This window comes from Amycolatopsis saalfeldensis (genome assembly GCF_900110575.1).
Classification (GTDB): Bacteria; Actinomycetota; Actinomycetes; order Mycobacteriales; family Pseudonocardiaceae; genus Amycolatopsis; species Amycolatopsis saalfeldensis.
In genome coordinates this window covers 127618-150269 of record NZ_FOEF01000005.1, presented here as the reverse complement: position 1 = coordinate 150269, position 22652 = coordinate 127618, and the positions used below count along the sequence as shown (strand labels likewise).

Genomic DNA, 22652 nt, shown 5'->3' with positions numbered 1-22652 from the left:
CCGGCTCGGCGATTACCCCGAATGTCGTAACGCGGGACGGGATTCGGAGCAGGAACCCGTAATCCGGAAACGCCGGGAAAGTCCGGGAAAAACGAATCCGGCCCCGCACCATCAGTCCCGAACTGATGGTGCGGGGCCGGACTCGGTGACGTCGGCCGGGCCGCCAGGGGGCGCGGTCCACCCGACTTCGCGCTGTCCCGGCCGGGCGGGGGGCTCACCCCGAGCTTGAATCCCGGACGGCCGTGGACAACTGCTCCGCAGCGGCCTTCCAGGGCCGGAGCGGAGTGGCAAGAAGGTAACAGGGCGCGTTTCCCCGGCTACTTCCGACCCGCCGCGGCACGGTGGTAACAACCATCACCGTTTGAGCGGCGTGCTGTCCCGGCCCGCGATGAACGCCGGCCGGGGCGCGCTCGCCGCGAACGGCTCCTGCAGCTCGTTCTCGACGCTGTTGAAGACCAGGAAGATGTTCGACCGCGGATACGGCGTGATGTTGTTCGACGAGCCGTGCATGATGTTCGAGTCGAACCAGAGCGCCGAACCCGCCGTGCCGGTGAACTGCTCGATGCCGTATTCGGCCGCCATCTTCATGATGTCGTCCTCGGCGGGCACCCCGACGCGCTGGTCCTTCAGCGAAGCCTTGTAGTTCTCCTCCGGCGTCTCGCCCGCGCATTGCACGAATGTGCGCTGCGAGCCCGGCATGACCATGAGACCGCCGTTGTACGGGTAATTGTCGGTCAGCGCGATGGAGCAGCTGACCGCGCGCGGCGACGGCATGCCGTCCTCGGCGTGCCACGTCTCGAAGTCCGAGTGCCAGTAGAACCCCGTGCCCTTGAACCCGGGCATGTAGTTCACGCGGCTCTGGTGGATGTACACCTCGGAGCCGAGGATCTGCCGCGCGCGGTCCAGCACCCGGGGGTCGTGGACCAGCTCGCGGATCAGGTCGGACAGCACGTGCACGTCGAAGACCGACCGGACCTCGCCGGTCTTCGCCTCGGTGATCACCCGCTCGTCGGCGCGCAGCTCCTCGTCGGAGGAGAGGCGCACGAGCTCCTGCCAGTACGTCTGGACCTCACCGGGCGAGAGCAGGCCTTCGTCGACGGTGTAGCCGGTGACCTCGTGATGGGCCAGCGTGGCGGCGTCGATCGGGCCGTCTGCCTCGGTACCCCACACCGTGGGATGCACGCGCGGAAGCTGCTCCGGCGTACCGGTGATCCGGGTCGGGTAGCCGTCCTCGACCCGGGTGTCCATCAGCGTCACAGTGGCTCGCCTCCTGATCTTCTGTCGTTGTCTCTCAGACGGGGTCTTCGGTGACCAGCGGGTACACGCCGTTCTCGTCGTGCACCTCGCGGCCGGTCACCGGCGGGTTGAACACGCACACGCACTTGATCTCGGTCTTCGGCCGGACCTGGTGCTTGTCGTGGTCGTTGAGCAGGTAGAGGGTGCCCGGCTTGAGCGGGTGGACCTCACCGGTGGCCAGGTCCTCGATCTCGCCCTCACCGGAGGTGATGAACACGGCCTCGATGTGGTTGGCGTACCAGAAGTCGTTCACCGTGCCCGCGTAGAGCGTGGTCTCGTGCACCGAGAACCCCACGCCCTCCTTGGCCAGGATGATGCGCTTGCTGCGCCAGTTCGGGGTCTTGATGTCGGCGTCGGTGTCGGTGACCTCGTCGAGGGTGCGGACCAGCACTGGCGGCTCCTAACTTGTTCCGGCCTGCTCGCTACTTGCTCAGGACCGTGGTGATGGACTCGTCGATGATCGACAGCCCCTGGGTCAGCTCATCGTCGGTCAAGGTCAGCGGCGGCAGCAACTTCATCACCTCGCCGTTCGGGCCGGAGGTCTCCATCAGCAGGCCCCGCTCGAACGCGGCCTTGCACACCGCGCCGGCCAGGTCGCCGTCGGCGAACTCGATGCCGCGCGCCAGGCCGCGGCCCTTGGCGAACAGGTTCGCGTCCGGGTGGGCCTCGACGATGTCCTTGAAGGCGGCGGCGATGCGCTCGCCCTTGGCCTTGGTCGACTTCTCCAGCTCGTCGTCGCTCCAGTAGGTGCGCAGCGACTCGGTGGCGGTGACGAACGCGGGGCTGATGCCGCGGAAGGTGCCGTTGTGCTCGCCCGGCTCCCAGACGTCCAGCTCCGGCTTGATCAGCGTCAGCGCCATCGGGATGCCGTACCCGCTGATGGACTTCGACAGGCAGACCATGTCCGGCTTGATCCCGGCGTCCTCGAAGCTGAAGAACGCGCCGGTGCGGCCGCAGCCCATCTGGACGTCGTCGAGGATCAGCAGGATGCCGTGGCGCTCGCACAGGTCGGACAGCCCGCGCAGCCAGTCGAGCCGCGCGGCGTTGATGCCGCCCTCGCCCTGCACCCCTTCGACGATCACCGCGGCGGGCTCGTTCAGGCCGCTGCCGGAGTCTTCGAGCAGCTTCTCGAAGTACATGAAGTCCGGCATCGCGCCGTCGAAGTAGCGGTCGTACGGCATCGGCGTGGCGTGCACGAGCGGGACACCCGCGCCGCCGCGCTTCATCGAGTTGCCGGTCACCGAAAGCGCGCCCAGCGTCATGCCGTGGAACGCGTTGGTGAAGTTGATGACCGACTCCTTGCCGGTCACCTTGCGGGCCAGCTTCAGCGCGGCCTCCACGGCGTTCGCGCCGCCGGGGCCGGGGAAGACGACCTTGTAGTCCAGCTCGCGGGGACCGAGGATCTTCTCCTTGAAGGTCTCCAGGAAGTCCCGCTTCGCCACGGTGAACATGTCCAGCGCGTGCGTGACGCCATCGCGCTGGATGTAGTCGATCAGCGCGGCCTTGAGCTTCGGGTTGTTGTGCCCGTAGTTCAGCGCGCCCGCACCGGCGAAGAAGTCGAGGTAGGGCTTGCCGCCCTCGTCGTGCAGCCAGCTGCCCTGGGCGCGGTCGAAGACCACCGGCCAGCCGCGGCTGTAACTGCGTACTTCCGATTCGAGCTCTTCGAAGATGCTCATGACGTTTCCTTGCTCCTACTCGCCCCGAAAAAAGCGGATTATTGGCGGGTCAGCGGTCCGATGCGGTAAAGGTCCTCGGGCTCGTGCCCGCCTTCGCCGTCTTCCGGGAAATCTCCGGCCTCGAACAAGCGGCTGCTCTCCAGGTCCGTGTTCCACCGCTTCGCAAAGGAAGCGAACAGCCGGATGGAGGCCTCGTTGTCGGGGGTGATCGTGGTTTCCAGGTAGCGGACCCCGTTGTCCACCAAACGCTCGTAGAGCCGGTCGAGCAGCTGCCCGGCCAGGCCCTTCCCGCGCTGAGACGAGTCGACGGCCACCTGCCACACGAGTGCGGCTTCGGGTTCCGACGGCTTCCGGTAGGCGATGACGAATCCCACCGCCTCACCATCGACGCGGGCGACCACCGAACTCTGCGCGAAATCGCGGCACCACAGCAGGTACGCGTACGGCGAGTTGAGATCGAGCTTCTGCGAATCGCGCGCGATTCGCCAGAGCGCGGCGCCATCGGCCTTGGTCGGCGATTCGATCAAGTGCTTTCCGGACATACCAAGGAAACGTAACAGAGAATTTTCCTGCCGCCAGCGACGCGGCTCGCGCCCACCCCTGTTACCAGGGGGAACGCGGGTACCCCGGTGAGGAGCCCCACAAACACGTTTGCTCCGGAGCCAGGCGGGGTATGCCGTGCGACCAGGCCGCCCACCGAGGTAGGCGGCCTCAAGCGTTTCCGCTGGTTCCCGACCATGAACCCAAAACCGCCACACCGCAAGACGAGCGACTGACCGGCCTGGTCACCCGGCGCGTCGGAACAGCGACTGTCCGCGAGACCCCGCAGGAAAACCGCCCTTTCGAATCAGCGGCGACGACGACGCCAGGCGGCGATCGGGGACCAGAGCGCGGGCAGCAGGAGCAGCAGGACCACGGCGAGCCACCACACCGGAGCCTCGCCCCGGCGCCAGCCCGCCACGACGTCACCGAGCCAGCCGAACAGCGGGTGCGCGATCGGCGGCAGGAACGCGGCGAACAGCAACGCGGCCGTCACCAGCACGCCCAGCAGCGTCAGCACCATCCGCCACGTGCGGCGCAGCGACAGCAGGCTCACCACCAGGAACACGAGCGCGCCCGCGGCCAGCGGCAGGCCCACCCACTGGAGCACAACACCGCCATTGCCGCCGAGGACCAGCCCGGCCAGCATGGTGACCACGCCCGCCAGCAGGTTCCACGGGCGGCCGAGCCGGGTCGCGCCCAGCGTGACCCACCACGCGCTGCGACCGGTGAGCTGGGCGAACTTCGCCGCCGGCTGCAACGACGACGGCACCCGCGTGGCCCCCGCCGCGGCGTTCAGGCCCGCGGCGCCCGCCTTGACGAGCGTCTTCGTCAGCAGCGTCGAGCCGCGCTCCTGCTCGAACCGCTCGGCGGAAACCTGGCAGGCCTGGAAAACCCGCTGGGTCACGTCGTCGTCCGCCGAATTCTGGTCGGTGAACACGGAGGCGGCCACGGCGCGGAAGTTCTCCGACGGCTTCCCGTTGCCCTCGACGGCGTCGGCCTCGGCCTGCTTGCCGACCTCCGGCAGCTCCGCGCGCGCGATCTGCGACTGCCGCGCCCGCGCCAGCACCATCGACGTCACCGGAAGGCTGGCCGGCAGCCGATCGCCGAACGCGACGTCGCCCAGCTGCGCGTCGAGGCCCAGGAACGCCAGCTCCGCACCGAGCTGGGCCAGCAGCGACGACAGCTCGTCGGCGGGCCCGTTGTCCGCGGCGTCCGGCGGCCGCCAGCCGATCGCGTTGAACGTGTCGCGCACCTGACCGCGAAAGGCCTCCGCGCCGACGATGTCCCGCAAAGCCTTGAGCCGCTTCGGATCCAGCAGACACTGCGTCAGCCAGCCCGCGCCGTCCACCCGGCCCCACATCCAGTCGCTGGCCCGCCACGACGACTTGTAGAACGCGCCGAAGTAGTCGGCCTGCATCCCGGTGAGCTTGTCCCGGCTGCGCCGGCGGCCCAGGTCGAGCAACGTGCGGGTGTCCGCGCTGACCTGCACCAGGTCCACCCGCTGATCCACCGACGGCGGCTGGGCGAGCAGCCCGCGGGTCGCCATGTGCAGCCGGAGCAGCCGGGAACGCAGCAGCCCGTCGTCTACCGAAGCCGGAGCCGGGAGTTCGGCGCTTTCGCTGGCTGCCGCACCTTCGGCGGCTTCCGAGCCGGCCAAGCCGAACCAGCGGAGCAGCGTGGTCACGATCTCGGCCGCGTCGTTCGCCGGATCGGTGGCGAGCGAGCGCAACGGCGGGGCGGCGGCGCGCAGTGCGGCGGTCACCATCGGCCACGCCCGCAGCAACGCCTCCGTGGCGCCCATCTTCGCCCATTCCCGCGCCAGCCCGCCGATCCATGCGGTCAGCGACGTGCCCTGCGCGGGCGGCTCGTGATGGGCCACCCAAGCCGAGAGCCGCATCCCACGGGCGGCCGTCTGGCGGGCCTTGTGCAGCTCCGCGCGGGCTTCGTTGAGCTGCGCCGCCCGCGCCGCGTCCGGTCCCAGCCGGAAACCGGCATTGACCAGCTGCAACCCGGTGGCGACAGCGTCGTCGAGCGCCGTCGACCGGTAGGCCGCGAGCTGCTCGACGGTGCACGAAGCCGGCGGCGGGTCCACCGCCATACCGTCCTTCAACCCCGTTGCGGCGATTTCACGCAGCCCCTCGGACATGCCGGACGCCCACTCCGCGGTACCGGCGTCCGCACTGTCCATATCGGACAGTGCATACCGTCGCACGGCCGAGCGCACCAGCTCCGCCGCGTCGTCGGCGACGCGGCGGTCGAGGTAGGCGGCCATCATCCGCGGATCGACCAGGTCACTGCCCTGAAGTCCCAGCGCGGCAAGGGAAACCCGCGTGTCACGGGCCCGGGAGACCGAGTCGTTGTGCCGGGTCAGCTCGTCGAGCTCGGAGCTGATCGTCTGGTTCATCACCGTCGACACGACCTTGGCCAGCGCCGCGCCGAGCAGCGGCGGATTCGCCGGGTCGCACGGGAGCGCGGTGGTCTCGACCTCCGTGGTCGGCACGACGTAGAGCAGCAGCCGCCGGACGTCGGCCGAGGACGGGCGCTCGAAGATCTCCTGCAACGCCGGCCGCAGCGGCTTGTTGACCAGCACCCCGCCGTCGGTGAGCCAGTGCGAGCGCGTCAGCTCGGTGTACTCGGTCATGTCCGGGTGCAGCGGGTCGGTGCCGGTCTTGCCGATCGGCAGCCGCGACAGCTCGAACGCGCCGGGGAACGACGCCGTGGACCGCGCCGCCAGCGCCAGCGGCCCGTGCACCTGTTGTTTCCACTGTGGACCGTCGAAGCGGAAGAGCATGCGGTGCTCGCTATCGCGGATCATGTTGCCGAGCGCGTCGTCGTACCGCGTGGTCTCGCCGTCGACCATGGTCCCGGTGAGCAGCACGGTGATGTCGGGATCGCCGACGGGCATCGGGCGGCCGTCGGTGATGCGGTGCAGCGCCCGCTCCAGTCCGCCGAGCAGCACCCGGTCCCCGTCGAGCAGCGATCGCGGCTGCCGCTCGCCGGGGTCGCGGATGAGGTTGTCCATCGAGCCGGTGTGGAGCCAGGTGTCCCGCAGCACCTCGGGGGTCGTGCGGTAGGCCTCCGCCAGGCCGAGGCACGCGGCGTTGATGCCGCCCGCGCTCGTGCCGGTGAGCACGTCGAGGCAGACGGTCGCGTGCAGCAGGTCGAGCAGCTTCCGGTAGCCGCCTTCGGCGTCCGGTGTGCGCGAAGCGTGCAGCAGCGCCGAAACCTCGGTCGCCACCCCGCCCATCCAGACGGCCAGGCTCGCGCCCCCGACCATCGTCATCGCCAGCCGGATCTCCTGCGGCCATGGGACCGCCCCCTCGGTCATGCCGGGGATTGTCCCGGCCGGGCCGGGGCCGCCACAAGGCTCAGGTGGCGAGTTGTTCCAGGATCAACACCTGGGCTTCACCCACGGCGAAGCCCAGCACCGCGCCGGTCGCGATCAGGATCCACTCGTCCTGCTGGAAAGCCGGGCGCAGGAGCTGCTCGAACTCCTCCGGCGAGAGCTCCTTCATCTTGTCCACCAGCACGTTGCGGATGTCCATCGCGTCGGTGGCGTACTCCTCGATGTAGCGCATCGTCTCCGGCAGCCGGTTCATGATCTGCCCGGCGATGGAGAGTTTCATGTCCTGGTAACGGCGGCTGCCGATGGCGAACACCAGCAGCGGCTTGGCGACGTTCGCCGCGCGGCCGAGTTCGGCGTCCAGCTGCCGCTGGATCAGCGCGAGCACGCGATCGGACAGCGGCCCGCGGAGGACGGCCTCGATGACGTTGTGCGGCGTGATGATCTCCTTCGCGATCAGCTCGCCGTACGCCTCGGCCACCTCCGCGCGCCGCTTGAGGAACAGCCCCTGCCACTGCACGCCGAAGTACCGCTTCGGCTCCAGCGGGTAGAAGATCATCCGCAGCGCCAGCCAGTCGGTGAACCAGCCGGTGAACAGGCCGAACACCGGCATGATCGGCGGGAACTTGAACAGCACCCAGGCGATCATCTGGATCACGCCGATCACCCCGCCGAAGACCAGGCCGGCCCGGGCGATGAACTTGAACTCCTCCGCGCCCGCCTCCTGGAAGATCCGGTTGAGCAGGCGCTTGTCCTTCACCAGGCTGGTGACGACCATGCCCTTGAGGTCGAACACACTGTCCACATCGGACTTGATCAGCTCCAGCACGGCCTTGACCATGTGCGGCGACTCGGCCTGCACCCGCTGGATCACCAGCCGTTGCACGCCCACCGGCAGCGACTCCCAGAGCCCCGGCTGGTAGTGCCCGGCGACCTCGCGCACGATGTCCTCGACGGCCGCGAGCAGCGGTTTCTCGATCTCGCGGGCGATCCGGTCCGCGTCCAGCCGGGCCACGACCTCCGAGGGCTGCAGCAGCTGCTCGGTCATCGTGTCGCAGGCGATGCTCGCCATCCGCGCGGCGCGCTTGGGCACGATGCCCTGCCAGCCGAGGAACGGCTTGATGCCGATGAACTCCACGGGCTGGAACATCATCCGGATGGCCACGAGCTTGGTGCCGTAACCGATCAGCGCGGCGACCACCGGGATCGAGACGTACAGCGGCCAGTGCCGGGCGAAGTCGTCGAAGATGCCGGTGAGGAAGGCGCCCATCTAGCCGAGGCTCGGGTCGCAGGCCTGCCAGAACTGCGCGCCGAGCCGGGAGATGTGCACGGTCCGGCGGATCACCTTGATCCGCTTCACCTGCTTCTCCACCTCGCGCACGGCCTCGTCGGTCAGCAGGATCTCGTACTGCGTCTCGAGCGAGGGCACCTCCTCGTCCAGCTCGACCAGGCCCAGCCCGATCAGCCGGGTCAGGTACCCGGGCACCTGATCGGGCAGCGAGACCCCGGCCGACTTGCCGACGGTGGAAGCGTTGCGCAGCACGATCCGCCCGGCGGCGCCGATGGCCGTGCGCTCGGCGACGTCGATGGCCGGGAACGGCGAACCGTCCGACAGCGCGGAAAGGATGCGCGCCTCGTCGGGCGTCAGCTGGCGCAGGATGATCGCATACAGGTACTCGCGGGCCCGGTCGCGGCCGAAGCCGATGGAGTGGTTCAGCAGCTCGGCCATCGCGGCGCGCAGCGGCTCGACGTGGTCGCGCGCGGGCACGAGCGTCACGCTCGCCTCGACCACGCGCGGGCTGCCGTCGTTGCGGTTCATCGCGGACGCCGCGGCGAGCGCCGCGTGGTACGGGTCGTCGACCTCGTCGAGCCGGCGCCGCAGCTCGCCCAGCAGGGTCCGCTCGACCTGGCGGATGCCGCGCTCGGCGGTGTCGATCCCCGGCAGCTTCCGGCTGAACTGGAAGCCGGTGCGCGCGGCCCAGCCGGCCAGCTGCCCGGCCCGGCGCGCCAGGTCCGCGACGTCGTTCGGTCGCTGGTTGTCCACGGGCGGCCTCCCCTCTGTGCTCGCGCTGATGCTACCTGCGAGTAGGCCGAACAGCCCTGTGACGGGCGGCTCCCGGGTGCTGTTTGGATGGCGCCCATGACCGCGACGCACTGGGGACCGCCGATCGACGTCCTGCCGCTGCTCGCGCGGGAGGAGCAGGCACTGGTCGGCCTGCTGACCGGGCTCGACGCCGAGCAGTGGGCCGCGCCCACCGCGTGCGCCGGCTGGACCGTGCACGACCTCGTCGCCCACATCCTCGGCGACAAGCTCGGCCGCCTCTCCCGCGACCGCGACGGCTACCACGTCGACGAGCCGCGCCCGGGCGAAGCCTTCCCGGCGTTCATCAACCGCATCAACGCGGAGTGGGTGCTCGCGCTGCGCCGGCTTTCGCCCGAGGTTCTGTTCGCGATGCTGGTGGACAGCACCTCGCAGCTGACCGACCTGTGGAAGCGGCTCGACCTGGACGAGCTGGGCGGGCCGGTGAGCTGGGCCGGCCCGGAGCCGGCGCCGATCTGGCTGGACGTGGCGCGGGAGTACACCGAGTACTGGGTGCACCAGCAGCAGATCCGCGAGGCCGTGGGCGCGGCGCCGCTCGACGAGCCGGAGTTCCGGGCGCCGGTGCTGGACACGTTCATGCGCGCGCTGCCGTTCACCCTCCGCTCGGTGACCGCCCGCGCCGGCCGCCAGGTGGGCTATACGGTGACCGGCCCGTCCGGCGGCCGGTGGACCGCGCACTCGACCGGCACCGGCTGGACCCTGGACCGCGGCGCGCCCACCTCACGCTCGCCGCTCGCCGCGGTGGCCACGGACCCGGACACGTTCTGGCGGCTCTGCACGCGCGCCGTGAAGCCCGCGGACGTCGCGTCGGACATCGAGGTCAGCGGCGACGAAAGCGTTTGCGCGACGGTGCTGGGCATGGTGTCGATCATCGTCTGACCCCTCGGCGGGATCAGCGACGACGCGGGCGCCGAGCCTGCTTGCGCAGCTGCAGGATCCGCGCGCCGCCGATCAGGGCGACCAGCGCGGCGCCCGCGATCGCGGCGAACAGCATCGCCACGGCCAGCGGCATGCTGCCCTGGGCGCCGAGGAAGTGCACGGTCGCCGTGTCGAGGTTCTGCAGGATGAAGACCAGCAGGAAGGCCAGCACGACGATCGCGACGATCACCGCGATCCAGGTGCCGCTCACCCGCGTCCGTTTGATCTTCGCGGGCTTGGCGGAAGGCGGCCGCACTTCCTCTGGGCCGGGCCGGACGTCGCCGGCCTGGTCTCCGGCCGGTTCGAGCGAGCCCGGCGGCGCTTCGGGGACCTCGGGACTGACGGTGCCGCCGGCATCGGTGGGATTGTCGCCTCGCGCGTGGGACATGCCTCGATTGTCCGCCTCCACGAGCACAAACGCTGTCGCTGTTCCCCTAATGGGTGAGTTCGGTGTCCCGCAGGACCCGCAGCGTGTTGCGGCCCGCGAGCTTCGCGCACTCCTCGTCGCTCCAGCCGCGCTCCATCAACGCGGCGAACAAGACCGGGTACTTGGAAACGTCCTCGAGCCCGTCGGGCAGCGTGCCGACACCGTCGTAGTCGCCGCCGAGGCCGATGTGGTCGATGCCCGCGACCTCACGCGCGTGCTCGACGTGCGCGACGACGTCGGCCACGGTCGCCGTCGGCTTCGGCGGCGCGTCCCAGGCCTCGGCGAACCGGCCGCGCTGCCCGAGGTCGAGGAAGTTCTGGCCGGCCGCCGTCATCGCGGCCTTGAGCTGCTCGTCCCACGCCGTCACCGCGGCGGAGATGAAGCCGGGCACGAAGGTGACCATCGCGACGCCGCCGTTCGCGGGCAGCTGTGAAAGCACGTCGTCGGGGATGTTGCGCGGGTGGTTGTTGACCGCGATGCACGAAGAGTGGCTGAAGATCACCGGCGCGCTGGACACCTTCAGCGCGTCGCGCATCGTGCTCGGCGCGACGTGGGAAAGGTCCACGAGCATGCCGATCCGGTTCATCTCGCGCACGACTTCGCGGCCGAATTCGGTGAGCCCGCCGTGCGCCGGCTCGTCGGTGCCCGAGTCGGCCCACGTGGTGTTGAGGTTGTGTGTCAGCGTCATGTACCGGACGCCGAGGCGGCGCAGGCTCCGCAGCACGCCGAGCGATTCCGCGATGCTGTGGCCGCCCTCCGCGCCCAGCAGCGACGCGATCCGGCCGTCGGCGAACGCGGCCTCGGCCTGGGCCGCCGTGTCCACCAGCCGCAGCCGGTCCGGGTACCGCTCGGCCAGCTGGTGCACCAGCTCGACCTGCTCCAGCACGGCCGTCACGGCACTGTCGCCCTCGAACTGGCACGGCACGTACACCGACCAGAACTGCAGGCCGAGCTTTCCCTGCGCCAGCTTGGGAAAATCGGTCTGCAACGACGGCTGCCGCACGGTCAGGTCCAGCGCGGCGGCCGCCTCGACCGGGTTCGGCCCGGCCTGGCTCCGCAGCTCCCACGCCAGGTCGTTGTGGCCGTCGGCCAGGATCGTGGTGTCCAGCAGGTTCGTCGCACGCTCGAGCGCCCCGGAAGTCATGCCCTCGACCCTAGACGTCCGGGTCGCGGGAGGTTGTGGTGTGGCCGGACCGTGGGCTTGAGCGAACCCGACGGCGGCCGCGCACGCGGACAGCACGGCCAGTCCGGCGGTGTCCAGCAGGACCAGGCCCGGGCCGAACGGGCCGAACAAGGCCAGGCCCAGCACCACCAGCCCGGCACCGGAGACTCCCAGCCAGCGACGCCGCAGCCGGATGGCGTGCGTGACGCTGTACAGCCGGACCCGGACCTCCTGACCGCAGAGCTCGCAGGCCACGTGCGGCTCCCTTTCGGCTTCGACCCAGCCGAGCTTATGGGCGGTGTCCGGGAGCCCTCTCCATCTCTCTCGCGCGCAAGATATATTCCGGTGAGATTGTGCGGTACCGTGACTCCGTGACCCCTGATCCGAACACGGACGACGACGAGGTCGTGACCTGGTGGGGCCTGGTGATCGAGGGTTACCTGGCCACACAGGACAAGCTGATGGGCGAGATCGCGGACCGGTTCGGCCTGGCGCCGGCGTCGTTCGACATCCTGATGCGCCTGGTGCGCTCCCCCGAGCACCGGATGCCGATGACCCGGCTCGCCACCGAGGCCGCCCTCTCCAGCGGCGGCTTCACGAAGGTGGCGGACCGCCTGGTCGCCGCGGACCTCATCTGCCGCGTCCCCAGCCCGGACGACCGGCGCGTCACGTTCGCCTCCCTCACCGACCACGGCCTCGACGTCGCCGATCGCGCGCGGGCCGCCTGCGCGGAAATCCTGCGGCGGATCGTCCTGACCCCGCTCGGCGAGGACGCGCCCGCGTTGGCGGAAGCCATGCGCACGCTGCGCTCGGTGAACAGCTGAAGCCGCTCACGGATAACTGAAGCCTTCCGACGTCAGCCGGCGGCGCAGGGTGGCCAGGCAGCGGCGACGGAGCACCGAAAGGCTGCCCGGGGCGATCCCCAGCGCAGCGGCCACCTCGAGAGGCGAGAGGTCCGGGCGGTAGGCCAGCAGAACCAGCAGCTGACGATGGCGGGCGGGCAGGCGGTCGATCGCGCGCCACAACGCCGTATTCCGTTCCGCCGCAAGGAAAACCGCTTCCGGGGACGGCGCGGGCGGGGAGTCCGGCGCCGGCGCTGCCCGCGTGCGGCGGGCGACGGCGCGGGCCGCGTGGCGGCGGGCGACCGCGGCCAGCCAGCCACCGAGGCGGGTCTGATCACGCAGCGCCGGCGGCCGCCGCAGGAAGTCGAGCCACGCGGACTGGCAGGCGTCCTCCGCGTCACCCCGCAGCCCCCGGATCGGCGGCGAGCACCCGGACGACCAGGGCCGAGAGTCTTCGGTGATCGGTCACTGGGCAGTCCCTTCATTGCCGTGTCACCGAACGCAGACGCCGCTCACCCAGGCCCGGATCCCGAAAAAAGGGACAAACGCCGAAACGGGTGAACTACCGGATTCCCGGCATCAACCGCACCGCGTTGCCCGACAGGACTCCCTCCAGCACGTCCTCGGGCAGCCCCAGATCGGCCACCGCGCGCACGTTCACCGCGGTGCCGGGGACGCCCGGCCAGTCCGTGCCGAAGATCCACTTGCGCGCCAGCCGCACCAGGTCGAAGCGGGCGTAGTACTCCGGGAGCTTCTTCGGGGGCAGGCCGGCCAGGTCCAGCCAGACGTTCGGCCGCGACTGGGCCATGAAGGCGGCGACATCGTACCACCAGCCGCGGCCGCCGTGGGCGAAGACGAAGTCCACCGTCGGGAAGTCCTCCACCGCGTCCGACAGCAGCGACGGGTCGCCGAAGCTCGCCCTGGCGCCGGGAAACACCGAGAGTCCCGAGTGGAGGATCACCGGCACCCCGCGTGCCGCGCACAGCTCGTACACCGGGTAGAGCTCTTTGTCCGCCGGGGAAAACGCGCCGTGCACCGGGTGGATCTTCAGCGCCACCGCGCCGAGGTCGAGCTGCCGCGCCGCCTCGTCGCGCAGCGGGTGGTGCAGGTGCGGGTTCACGTTCGCCACCAGGCGGAAGCGCTCGGGATTGTGCGCCACCAGCGGGAGGTTGTCCTCGATCGGCTGAATGCCGGTCGCGCGCGGGCTGTACTCGCAGAACAGCAGCACGCGGTCGACGCCCTCGGCGTCCATCAGCTCGTCCATGGCCGCGGGGATCACCGCGCCGTCCTCGTCGTAGACCGTGCGCCACGGGTACGAGCCGGCGAAGTCGCGGGCCCAGTCCATCCAGGCCGGCTTCAGCGTGGGCAGGCGCGGGGTGTGGACGTGGGCGTCGACCACGAAACGACCGTCGATCATGCGCGCCAGTCGATCACGGCTGGGGCTCCGGCACGAGCAGCGACTCGCGGACCAGCTCGCGGATCACGTTCCGCCGGACCTTGCCGGTGGCCGTCTTCGGCAGCTCGGCCAGCTCCACCACGCCACGCGGCCGCTTGAACGCCGCCAGCCCCGCCCGGCAGAACTCGATCAGCTCGTCCGCGTCCACTTTCTGGTGCGGTGCCGCGACCACACACGCCACCGGCTTGTCCAGCCCGTCGGCGTCCGGCGCCGAGACCACCGCCACCTCGGCGACGGCGGGGTGCTCCAGCAGCCGTTCCTCCACTTCGGACGGTGACACCCAGATCCCGCCCGCCTTCAGCATGTCGCCGAAGCGGCCGAGGCAGGTGTACGTGCCGTCCTCGTTGCGCACGTAACTGTCGCCCGTGCGCAGCCATTCGCCCTGAAACACGAACTTCGTGGCCTCGTACCGCGCCCAGTAGCCCGTCGCCGTGGACGGGCCGGAGACGAACAGCTCACCCGGCTGCCCGGCGGCCTCGATCAGCTCACCGGCCTCGTCGCGCAGCTGTACCTGGTATCCGGGCACGGCGGTGCCCGTGCTGCCCGGCCGGATCGCGCCGGGGCGGTTGGACAGGAAGATGTGCATCGCCTCGGTGGACCCGATCCCGTCCAGGATCTCCACCCCGAAGCGTTCGCGGAAACGCGTGAAAATGGCCGCCGGCAACGGTTCCCCGGCCGAAACCGCGTACCGCACCGAGGCGAACGAGTCGTCCGGGACGTCGCTGGCCAGCAGCGCCGCGAAGAACGTCGGGACGCCGAAGAACAACGTCGGCTTGTCGGCTTTCGCACGGGCCGAGAACAGAGCGGGTGTCGGACGCGAAGGCTCCAGCAGCGTCGTCGCGCCGGCGGCGAGCGGGAAGAACGCCGAATTCCCCAGCCCGTAGGCGAAGAACAGCTTCGGCACGGACAGGAACCGGTCGGCCGAAGTGGTCGCGAGGATCTCCCTGGCGTAGGTCTCGCACACCGCGCGGATGCTGGCGTGCCGGTGCATCGCGCCCTTCGGCTGCCCGGTGGTGCCCGAGGTGTACAGCCACAGCGCCGGTGAATCTTCCCACGTGCGCGCCGCGCGGACGCCCGGATCGTCCACAGTGGTCACTTCGGTCCACTGGTGCGCGCGGACGCCCGCCGGGAACTGGCCCGGGTCCGCCCGGTCGAGCAGCACGTCGGTGACCTCCGGCGCGATCCCCAGCGCCGCCACCGCCTGCGCGGCGAACTCGCCGGACACCGCGAGCACCCGCGCCCGCGAATCGGCCAGCACCCGGCCCAGCTCCAGCCCCGTGACCATGGTGGACACCGGCACCGCGACGGCGCCCGCGAGCATCGCGCCGAGGATCCCGGTGAGCAGCTCGACGTCGTCGACCATGCACAGCATCACCCGCTCCTCCGGCCGCACGCCCAGCGACCGCAGCCCGGAGGCGACCCGGTGGGCCTCCGCCGTGAGCTCGGCGTAACTGAGCGTCCGCCGCGCCGAGACGACCGCGGGCGCCTCGGGCCGCCCCGCGCCCAGCAGGTACTCGGCGGCGTTGAACCCGCCGCTCGACGGAACCGTCATGGGCCCCCCTCAGGTGAGGTGCACGTACTCGTAGTCGAAGGGCTTGCCGTTGATGCCCTGCCGCGGCGGTGCGACCCAGCTCGCGATCTTCCCCCGCTCGTACACCGGGTGCATGAGCGAGCGGACGAACGTGAGGTCCTCGGTCGTGGGCAGCCACTGGTGTTTCGCGGCCTGCCAGGTCGACTCGTCGACGATGGTGCCGTCGGGAGTGACATGGTGGCCGGAGTTTATGCCGACCTCGCGGTTGAAGCCAGGGTGCGGCAGCTTGAACCGGAACCCGATGCCGGCGTCGTCGAGGATCTTGTTCCAGCGCTTGACGCCGGTCTGGCAGTCGGCCATGTACTCGCCGCGCAGGTCGAGATTCAGCAACAGGATCGCCTGCAGCTCCTCCGAGGTCCACGTGCCGTCGTCCCGCGGGCGGTCCAGTGTGCGGGCGTCGTCGGTGAGCTTGTGGTCGTCCTTGCGGCGGCCCTCCTGCCAGCGGCCCTTGAGCCCCGCGGTGTAGTAGTTCGCCGCGTTCGTCGAGGTCTCGCTGCCGAACAGGTCCAGCGACACGGTGTAGTGGAAGTTGATGTACTTCTGGATGATGGCCAGCGGGATCCCGCCGTGCGAGCCGATTTCGAGGGTGTCGTGCTCGCGCACCAGGTCGGCGCTGCGCTGCACCACGCGGTCGACCCCGGTGGTGCCGACGAACATGTGGTGCGCTTCCTCCTTCAGCATGAACTCGCAGGTGCGGGAAAGCGGGTCGAACGAGCTTTCCTTGAGCGTGCCCAGCTGGTATTTGCCGTCGCGGTCGGTGAAGTAGGTGAACATGTAGAAGGCCAGCCAGTCGGCCGTCTCCTCGTTGAACGCGCCGAGGATGCGCGGCGTGTCCGGGCTGCCGGAGTTGCGCAGCAGCAGGCCTTCCGCCTCGTCCCGGCCCTCGCGGCCGAAGTACGCGTGCAGGAGGTACACCATCGCCCACAGGTGACGGCCCTCCTCGACGTTCACCTGGAACAGGTTCCGCAGGTCGTACAGGCTGGGCGCGGTCAGCCCGAGCAGGCGCTGCTGCTCGACCGACGCGGGCTCGGTGTCGCCCTGGATCACGATCAGCCGTTGCAGGTCCGCGCGGTACTCGCCCGGCACCTGCTGCCACACCGGCTCGCCCGCGTGCTCGCCGAAGGCGATGCGACGGTCCGGCTCGCGCTCGGCGAGGAAGATGCCCCAGCGGTAGTCCGGCACGTTCACGTGGTCGAAGTGCGCCCAGCCCTCCCGCCCGACGCTGACGGCGGTGCGCAGGTAGACGCCCTGGGTCTCGAGCGTCGGGCCCATCTCGCCCCACCAGTTCATGAACTTCGGCTGCCAGCCCTCCAGGGCCCGCTGCAGCCGCCGGTCGTCGGCCAGGCTGACGTTGTTCGGGATCTTGGCGTCGTAGTCGATCCGCTCGGGCATCTGCTCAGACCCGCTTCCTGTCGAAGACCGCCTTCTGACCGGTGCCGTAGCGGCGCAGGGCGCCCTCGGGACCGGAGGCGTTCGGTCGGGTGAAGATCCAGTTCTGCCAGGCGGTGAGCCGGCCGAAGATCTTGGTTTCGATGGTTTCCGGGCCGACGAACCGGTGGTTCGCCTCCATCCCGGTGAGCGCGTCGGGGCTCAGCGAGGCGCGGCCCTCCAGCGCGATCCGGATCTCGTCCTCCCAGTCGAGGTCGTCCGGGGCGTCGGTGACCAGGCCCAGCTCGACGGTCTCGGCGGGGGTCAGCGCGTGGCCGCGCTCGCGGGCCAGCCAGGCGACGTGGTCGTCGTCGCCGTAGAAGCGCGACTGGAGCCGGGTGAGGCCGTTGCCCATCGGGAACGGGCCGAAGTTGGCCTCCGACAAGGTGATCGACGCTCGTTCGTCGCTATCCTCGTCGTCGATCGGCGGACCGTCCAAAATGTACTGACGGTCGGCCGCCAGCGCCAGCTCCAGCAGCACTCCGGCGAAGCAGCTGCCCGGTTCGATCAACGCGATGAGCGTGCGGCTGGTGACGTCGAGCCGCTTCAGCGTGCGCTTGTAGTAGTGCAGGATTTCGTTGCCCAGCCAGTCCTTCGCGCCGAACACGGCCTGTTCGCACGCGAGCACCTTCGCCGGGTCCCCCTCGGTGCGCAGCACCCAGGTGCCCAGCTCGTTCTCGTTGGTGCGCAAGCGAAGGATGGCGTCGTCCAGCTCGCGGGTCATCGCGAGCAGCCAGCCGCCGGCGCCCTCTTCGTGCAGGTCGCCGGGGTCGTCCCGCGGACCGCGGACGGTGAGCGTGGCCAGCGCCGCCGCACGGTCGCAGACGACGTCGACAAACCGGTATTTCAGCCCGTCCTCGGTGACCTCGCAGGTCAACGGCGTCAGCTCGATCCCGGCTTCGGCGGGCAGGCGGTCCGACTCGTCGGCCAGGTCCCGCGCGCGCGACAGCACGGTCTCGCGGAATTCCTGACGCGGCACCAGCTCGTCGACCAGGCGCCAGTCGACGGCGGTCTTGCCCTTGACGCCGTCGGAACGCGTCGCGAACACGTCCGCGCGGTCGCGGCGCACGCGGCGCTTGTCGACCAACCGGGTCAGGCCGCCGGTGCCGGGCAGCACGCCGAGCAACGGCACCTCCGGCAGCGCGACCGTCGACGAGTTGTCGTCCACGAGCAGGATCTTCTCGCACGCCAGGGCGATTTCGTAACCGCCGCCCGCGCAGCTCCCGTTCACCGCGGCCAGGTACCGCTGACCGGAGTGCTCGGTGGCGTCCTCGATGCCGTTGCGGGTCTCGTTGGTGAACTTGCAGAAGTTCACCTTCCAGTGGTGCTCCGACGCGGCCAGCATGCGGATGTTCGCGCCGGCGCAGAACACCTTCTCCTTCGCGCTGGTCAGGATGACCGTGCGGACCGCGGGGTACTCGAACCGCAGCCGCTGGGTCGCGTCGTACAGCTCGATGTCGACGCCGAGGTCGTACGAGTTCAGCTTCAGCTCGTACCCGGGCACGATGCCGCCCTGCTCATCGACGTCCATCTCCAGCCAGGCGACGTCGTCGTCCACGGTCAGGCGCCAGTGCCGGTAGCGGTCCGGGTGGCGCTCGAAGGTCACCGGTGTGTGGGTCGTCACCCCATCGATTGTCTACACATCAGTGACCAACGTCAATGTTCTGTAGGACTTGATCGACGGCACTCACCCGGTTGAGCCGGACGGCCGCCCAGCAGACGAAGATCCACAGGGCCAGCGCGGAGGCCGCGTCGGTGAAGACCGTGGCGTACCAGAACGCCGGGATGTGCAGCGTGCCCACCAGGAAGTGGCCGGCGCTGGCGAGCCCCGAAAGCGAGTAGACCAGCAGGAACGCCAGCGCGCGCCAGTAGCGGCCGTGCCGGTAGTCGCGGTAGCCGAGCACGCCGAACGTCGTGAACAGGACCCAGCCGAACGCGACCACTATCTGCGTCGCCAGGACGCTGATGCCCTGGATCTGCGGGTAGTCCTGCGCGCGGACGACATTGTGCGAGTAGTGCAGGACCGTGCTGAGCAGCGTGAACCCCAGGATCACCCGCAACGGCGTGAGGCCTTTTTCCTTGAGAACGTCCACTATTCCTCGCCCCCTGACGACTAGATAGATCGCTCTAGCGAGGAGAGTACACGCTGCTCACACCGTCAGACCAGATCGATCCGATGGGCCCGCACGGGGTAACCGGCCTTGGCGAACGCGGCCGCCATGGGGACGTTCGCGACATCGGTGCCCGCCACGATCCGCTCGGCCCCGTGTCCGGTCAGCTCGTGGGTCGTCTCCACCAGCAGGTCGTAGGCGTAGCCGTGGCCACGGTGTTCGGGCACCACAGCGACGTAGCCGACCACGTGGGCGTGCGGATTCCTGGTGGGCGCGATGAGGCCGACGAGGTCGCCCTCGCGCGCGTATGCGAGGCGCCACCAGTCCCGTGGGCCCGGCATTCCGCGCAGGATGTCCAGATCCTCTCGCGCGGCGGCGTCCAGGCCATGCTCTTCGACGGTGCGGCGGACGTGGGCGTCGAGGCTGCCCACGTGGATGCGCCGGAAGACCTCGAGGACCACGTCGTCGTCCGGCTCGGGCCGGAAGGTGAGGAGGCCGGGTTTCGATGGCAGGCCGTGCTCGGGCGTCCAGTCGTAGAAGTAGCGCTCGACCAGGAACTCCAGCCCGACGGCCTCGACCGCCTGGATCCGCTCGGCGACCTCCTCGGCGACGTCGGCGCGGTCACGCCAGCCCGGCGGCGTCAGCAGGGAGAACTCGGCCCGCCACGCCGCGGTGCGGAGGAGGTGGACGGCGGCGTCGAAGTCGGTGAAGTCGAGCCAGTCCAGCACGACGGGGACTTCGGCGTCCGGCTCGCCCCACCAGGCGGCGCGGGCCACGACCACGCCTTCACGCAGCGCGACCCAGGCCCACTCCGGGCGGTACTGACCGCGGGCGGCTTGTTCGGCGTAGTCCTGCCCGAGCAGGCCGCGGCCGACGAGACCGGTGGTGGGCAGGGAAGTGAAAACGAGTAACCGGACACCGGCCCCACCTCCCTTCTGGTCTCGCGAAGGTGCCGGCCCGTGCGGTCAACGGATTTTCCCGAGCGTCGCCGTGGTGCTGAGCCGGGGTTCGACGCTGGAATGGGAGGCCTCGAAGACGTACTCGCCGCCGTTGTGCCGCCAGGCGCCGGCCCGCCAGGTCTCCGCGGCGCGCGGCTCGACGTGGATCAGCGCGGTGACGCCACCGCCGGGGCCGGCTTCGACCGACGCGAAACCCGCGAGCCAGCGGACCGGTCGCTCCGCGTCGGGCTGCGCCGGGGAGAGGTAGATCTGGACGACTTCGCGGCCCGCGCGGTCGCCGGTGTTGCGCAGCCGCACGCGAACGGCCGCACCGCCTTCGGGCGTCGGGGCGACGGCGAGGTCGTCGTAACTCCAGGTGGTGTAGCCGAGGCCGTGGCCGAAGCAGTACGCGGTGTCCGGCGGTGCGGCGCGGTAGCCGATGAAGACACCCTCGTCGTACTCGAGGATTCCCTGGTGGGGCTGGACATTCGTGACCGGGCTCTGCGCGAGCGTCGCGGGCCAGGTGGTCGGCAGGCGGCCGCCGGGCTCCTCGTGTCCGAAGAGGACACTCGCGAGCGCGGCCCCGCCGGCCTGGCCGGGGAACCAGGTGAGCAGGATCGCGGCGACGTCCTCGCGCCACGGCAGCTCCACCGGCGCGCCCGCGTTGACCACCACGATGGTGTTCGGATTGGCCGCGGCGACCTTCGCCACCAGCTCGTCCTGACGCCCGGGCAGCCGCAGGGAAGCGCGGTCGAAGCCCTCGCTCTCGACCTCCGCGGTGGTGCCGACGACGACCACCGCGACCTCGGACTGCCCGGCCAGCCGGACCGCCTCCTTCAGCGTGGCGTCCTCGTCCGGCGCCGGTTCCTGGTGCCCGAGCCCGAAAACGAGCCACGCGAACGAACCCTGGGCGAACGCGCGCAGCTCCTTGGGCACGCGGTAGGTGAGCCGGACGTCGACCGGCTTTCCGGCCGCCAGCTCGATTTCCCGGCGGTGCTCGCGCACCTTCATGATCGCGGCGAAGATGTCGCCGGACGGGATGCTGGGGCCGTCGAACAGCGTCTGGCGGCCGACCCGCAGCGTGAGGTGGCCGAGGCCGGTGATGCCGAAGGTGTGGACGCCGGAGACCGTCGGGGTGAACGTGCCGGCGATGTCCACCGAGTCGAGCGTGGCCAGTTCGAGGCCGCGCGGCAGCTCGCCGATCCAGTCGATTTTCCCTTCTCTGAGGGCAAAAGTGGCGAGCTCGGAGCCGCCGGCGTCGTGCACCATCGCGCGGAGCCGGAAATTGTCGGTGGCCGGCGGTAACGTCGTTCGCGGGTCGGCACCGACGGCGTAACGCAGCTCGGTGCCGTGAGGAAGAGCGGCCCGCAGGCCGTCCAGAGGGGAGACGATGTGTTCGGGGAACACGGTGGCACTGCCACCGCCGAGGATCTTGGGGTCGGCCGCGAGGGCGCCGATGAGCGCGATGCTTTTCGGCTCCTCGAGCGGGAGCACGGGTCTTTCCTTGTGCGAAAACCCATTGCGCAGCAGCACAAACGACCGCTGCGCGACTTCCTGCGCCAGCGCGTTTCCGTCTACTTCGGACGGATTCGGCGGCTTCTGGTCGGTGAACGCGTGCGTGCGCTCGGCCAGCAGCAGGACCCGCCGGACCATGGCGTCCACCCGTTTCGGGCTGATCTTGCCGGCGCGCACGGCCTCGGCGAGGCGCTCGCCGTAGACGCTGTTCGGTCCGGGCATCGCGATGTCGAGCCCGCCCCGGGCCGCGCCGACGGTGTCGCGCGCGGCGAGCCAGTCCGAGACCACCACCCCGTCGAAGCCCCACTCGCGGCGCAGCACGCCGTTGACGAGTGCGTCGTGCTCGGTCATGGTGCGGCCGTTCACGCTGTTGTAGGCGGCCATCACGCCCCAGGGCTTTGCTTGGCGCACAATGGTTTCGAAGGGCGCGAGGTAGAGTTCGCGCAGGGTGCGCTCGGCCACGTGCACGTCCACGGTGAGGCGCTCGGTCTCGGAATCGTTGGCCACGAAGTGCTTCACGGTGACACCCACCCCACCCGCCTGCACCCCGATCACGTACCCGGCGCCGATCAGCCCGGTCAGCAGCGGATCCTCGGAGTAGCACTCGAAGTGCCGCCCGCCAAGCGGCGACCGATGCAGGTTGACGGTGGGCGCGAGCAGCACGTGCACCCCCTTGCGCCGCGCCTCGCCCGCAAGCAGCCCGCCAACCCGCCTCGCGAGCGCAGGATCCCACGTGGCAGCCAACGCCGTCGGGCTCGGCAACGTCACCGAGGGATCGTCGGCACTCCACTGCACCCCACGCACCCCAACCGGCCCATCCGAGAAAACCACCGCCCCAAGCCCGATCCCCGGCACCGCCGGCAACGACCAGACGGACGCCCCGGCAAGCAGGCGCGTTTTGGTCTCGAGGTCCAGCTCGTTCAACAGGGCGTCCAGGTCACGAGTCACCAGCCGGAGACTAGCTCAAGTCACCACCCTGTTACCACGATCGACATCCCCGGCTCTTTTCGGCGCCACCTCCCGCGCCGCCACGCTCATGCCTTCACCGCTCCGGCCTTCCACGCTCTCCCACCGGGCACTTTCACCCTCTTTTGCCTTACCAGCAACCCCACCTGCCACCCGCCACGGCGCGGCAGCCGCGCACGCCCCACTGGACGAACCGTCCATGCGTGTCGGAATTCCTTTAGGCGGCAAGCAATTCACCAACAACTCAACCCGCCGACGCTCCCGCCCGCCTTCACACTCGCCGTCGCCTGCGCCTGCGCTGGCAGTAGCGCTGGCACAGTCGCCGCAAGACAGTCCCGA

General features: G+C 70.1%; 19 protein-coding genes. 2 read left to right on the top strand and 17 right to left on the bottom strand.

The features are described 5' to 3' along the window. Positions 1 to 354 precede the first annotated feature (354 nt). The 7 genes from thpD to BMY97_RS13985 form a co-directional block, all read right to left on the bottom strand. Positions 355 to 1257 carry an ectoine hydroxylase gene (gene thpD / locus BMY97_RS14015; protein ID WP_091617244.1) on the bottom strand — a complete coding sequence of 301 codons (903 nt, stop codon included), beginning with the start codon at positions 1255 to 1257 and terminating at the stop codon, positions 355 to 357. A 34-nt stretch (positions 1258 to 1291) separates the two neighbouring features. Next, entirely contained in the window at positions 1292 to 1687 is a 396-nt protein-coding gene (locus tag BMY97_RS14010) for an ectoine synthase (RefSeq protein WP_091617243.1), read from the bottom strand. 31 nt (positions 1688 to 1718) lie between these two features. Beyond that, positions 1719 to 2972: a diaminobutyrate--2-oxoglutarate transaminase gene (gene ectB, locus BMY97_RS14005; RefSeq protein WP_091617242.1), complete on the bottom strand. Its 1254-nt coding sequence runs from the start codon at positions 2970 to 2972 to the stop codon at positions 1719 to 1721. 38 nt (positions 2973 to 3010) lie between these two features. Continuing rightward, positions 3011 to 3514, bottom strand: a complete 504-nt coding sequence (ectA, locus tag BMY97_RS14000) for a diaminobutyrate acetyltransferase (RefSeq protein ID WP_177231335.1) — start codon at positions 3512 to 3514, stop codon at positions 3011 to 3013. Positions 3515 to 3819: 305 nt separating this feature from the next. Further along, the gene (locus tag BMY97_RS13995; protein WP_091617241.1) at positions 3820 to 6843 is read right to left on the bottom strand and encodes a patatin-like protein; all 3024 of its coding nucleotides are present in this window, start codon (positions 6841 to 6843) and stop codon (positions 3820 to 3822) included. A 40-nt stretch (positions 6844 to 6883) separates the two neighbouring features. Then, positions 6884 to 8128, bottom strand: coding sequence for a DUF445 domain-containing protein (locus BMY97_RS13990; protein ID WP_091617240.1), 1245 nt, complete (start codon positions 8126 to 8128; stop codon positions 6884 to 6886). Beyond that, positions 8129 to 8902: an Abi-alpha family protein gene (locus BMY97_RS13985; RefSeq protein WP_091617239.1), complete on the bottom strand. Its 774-nt coding sequence runs from the start codon at positions 8900 to 8902 to the stop codon at positions 8129 to 8131. Positions 8903 to 8989: 87 nt separating this feature from the next. On the opposite strand from BMY97_RS13985, the gene BMY97_RS13980 reads away from it, so the two are divergent. Then, the gene (locus tag BMY97_RS13980; RefSeq protein ID WP_091617238.1) at positions 8990 to 9838 is read left to right on the top strand and encodes a maleylpyruvate isomerase family mycothiol-dependent enzyme; all 849 of its coding nucleotides are present in this window, start codon (positions 8990 to 8992) and stop codon (positions 9836 to 9838) included. 13 nt (positions 9839 to 9851) lie between these two features. Here the strand turns inward: BMY97_RS13980 and BMY97_RS13975 are convergent, their stop codons facing one another. Together BMY97_RS13975 and BMY97_RS13970 are read right to left on the bottom strand one after the other, a co-directional pair. Then, positions 9852 to 10265, bottom strand: coding sequence for a LapA family protein (locus tag BMY97_RS13975; RefSeq protein WP_091617237.1), 414 nt, complete (start codon positions 10263 to 10265; stop codon positions 9852 to 9854). A gap of 46 nt (positions 10266 to 10311) precedes the next feature. Next, a complete protein-coding gene (locus tag BMY97_RS13970; RefSeq protein ID WP_091617507.1) occupies positions 10312 to 11448 on the bottom strand; it encodes a dipeptidase in 1137 nt (378 codons plus the stop codon). Positions 11449 to 11837: 389 nt separating this feature from the next. On the opposite strand from BMY97_RS13970, the gene BMY97_RS13965 reads away from it, so the two are divergent. Next, on the top strand, positions 11838 to 12290 hold the full coding sequence (locus BMY97_RS13965; RefSeq protein ID WP_091617506.1) for a MarR family winged helix-turn-helix transcriptional regulator: 453 nt from the start codon (positions 11838 to 11840) through the stop codon (positions 12288 to 12290). A 6-nt stretch (positions 12291 to 12296) separates the two neighbouring features. Here BMY97_RS13965 and BMY97_RS13960 read toward each other — a convergent pair whose 3' ends face one another. The 8 genes from BMY97_RS13960 to BMY97_RS13925 form a co-directional block, all read right to left on the bottom strand. Next, positions 12297 to 12668, bottom strand: a complete 372-nt coding sequence (locus tag BMY97_RS13960; protein WP_245787325.1) for an RNA polymerase sigma factor — start codon at positions 12666 to 12668, stop codon at positions 12297 to 12299. Between the two features lie 202 nt (positions 12669 to 12870). Continuing rightward, entirely contained in the window at positions 12871 to 13725 is an 855-nt protein-coding gene (locus BMY97_RS13955; RefSeq protein ID WP_091617235.1) for an amidohydrolase family protein, read from the bottom strand. A gap of 13 nt (positions 13726 to 13738) precedes the next feature. Next, positions 13739 to 15316, bottom strand: coding sequence for a benzoate-CoA ligase family protein (locus BMY97_RS13950; RefSeq protein ID WP_091617234.1), 1578 nt, complete (start codon positions 15314 to 15316; stop codon positions 13739 to 13741). Between the two features lie 9 nt (positions 15317 to 15325). Continuing rightward, positions 15326 to 16747, bottom strand: a complete 1422-nt coding sequence (gene boxB, locus BMY97_RS13945; RefSeq protein WP_091617233.1) for a benzoyl-CoA 2,3-epoxidase subunit BoxB — start codon at positions 16745 to 16747, stop codon at positions 15326 to 15328. Between the two features lie 4 nt (positions 16748 to 16751). Further along, on the bottom strand, positions 16752 to 18407 hold the full coding sequence (gene boxC / locus BMY97_RS13940) for a 2,3-epoxybenzoyl-CoA dihydrolase (RefSeq protein ID WP_091617232.1): 1656 nt from the start codon (positions 18405 to 18407) through the stop codon (positions 16752 to 16754). Positions 18408 to 18426: 19 nt separating this feature from the next. Next, a complete protein-coding gene (locus BMY97_RS13935; RefSeq protein ID WP_091617231.1) occupies positions 18427 to 18876 on the bottom strand; it encodes a hypothetical protein in 450 nt (149 codons plus the stop codon). A gap of 65 nt (positions 18877 to 18941) precedes the next feature. After that, positions 18942 to 19787, bottom strand: a complete 846-nt coding sequence (locus tag BMY97_RS13930) for a GNAT family N-acetyltransferase (RefSeq protein ID WP_091617230.1) — start codon at positions 19785 to 19787, stop codon at positions 18942 to 18944. A gap of 72 nt (positions 19788 to 19859) precedes the next feature. Further along, complete coding sequence (locus BMY97_RS13925) at positions 19860 to 22295, bottom strand: beta-glucosidase H (RefSeq protein ID WP_091617229.1); 2436 nt, start codon at positions 22293 to 22295, stop codon at positions 19860 to 19862. Between the last annotated feature and the right edge of the window lie 357 nt (positions 22296 to 22652).

Coding starts and splice junctions, on each gene's coding strand:
- ectB (WP_091617242.1), bottom strand. CDS start 2,972: ATGAGCATCTTCGAAGAGCTCGAATCGGAAGTACGCAGTTACAGCCGC.
- ectA (WP_177231335.1), bottom strand. CDS start 3,514: ATGTCCGGAAAGCACTTGATCGAATCGCCGACCAAGGCCGATGGCGCC.
- BMY97_RS13995 (WP_091617241.1), bottom strand. CDS start 6,843: ATGACCGAGGGGGCGGTCCCATGGCCGCAGGAGATCCGGCTGGCGATG.
- BMY97_RS13990 (WP_091617240.1), bottom strand. CDS start 8,128: ATGGGCGCCTTCCTCACCGGCATCTTCGACGACTTCGCCCGGCACTGG.
- BMY97_RS13980 (WP_091617238.1), top strand. CDS start 8,990: ATGGCGCCCATGACCGCGACGCACTGGGGACCGCCGATCGACGTCCTG.
- BMY97_RS13975 (WP_091617237.1), bottom strand. CDS start 10,265: ATGTCCCACGCGCGAGGCGACAATCCCACCGATGCCGGCGGCACCGTC.
- BMY97_RS13970 (WP_091617507.1), bottom strand. CDS start 11,448: ATGACTTCCGGGGCGCTCGAGCGTGCGACGAACCTGCTGGACACCACG.
- BMY97_RS13955 (WP_091617235.1), bottom strand. CDS start 13,725: ATGATCGACGGTCGTTTCGTGGTCGACGCCCACGTCCACACCCCGCGC.
- BMY97_RS13950 (WP_091617234.1), bottom strand. CDS start 15,316: ATGACGGTTCCGTCGAGCGGCGGGTTCAACGCCGCCGAGTACCTGCTG.
- boxB (WP_091617233.1), bottom strand. CDS start 16,747: ATGCCCGAGCGGATCGACTACGACGCCAAGATCCCGAACAACGTCAGC.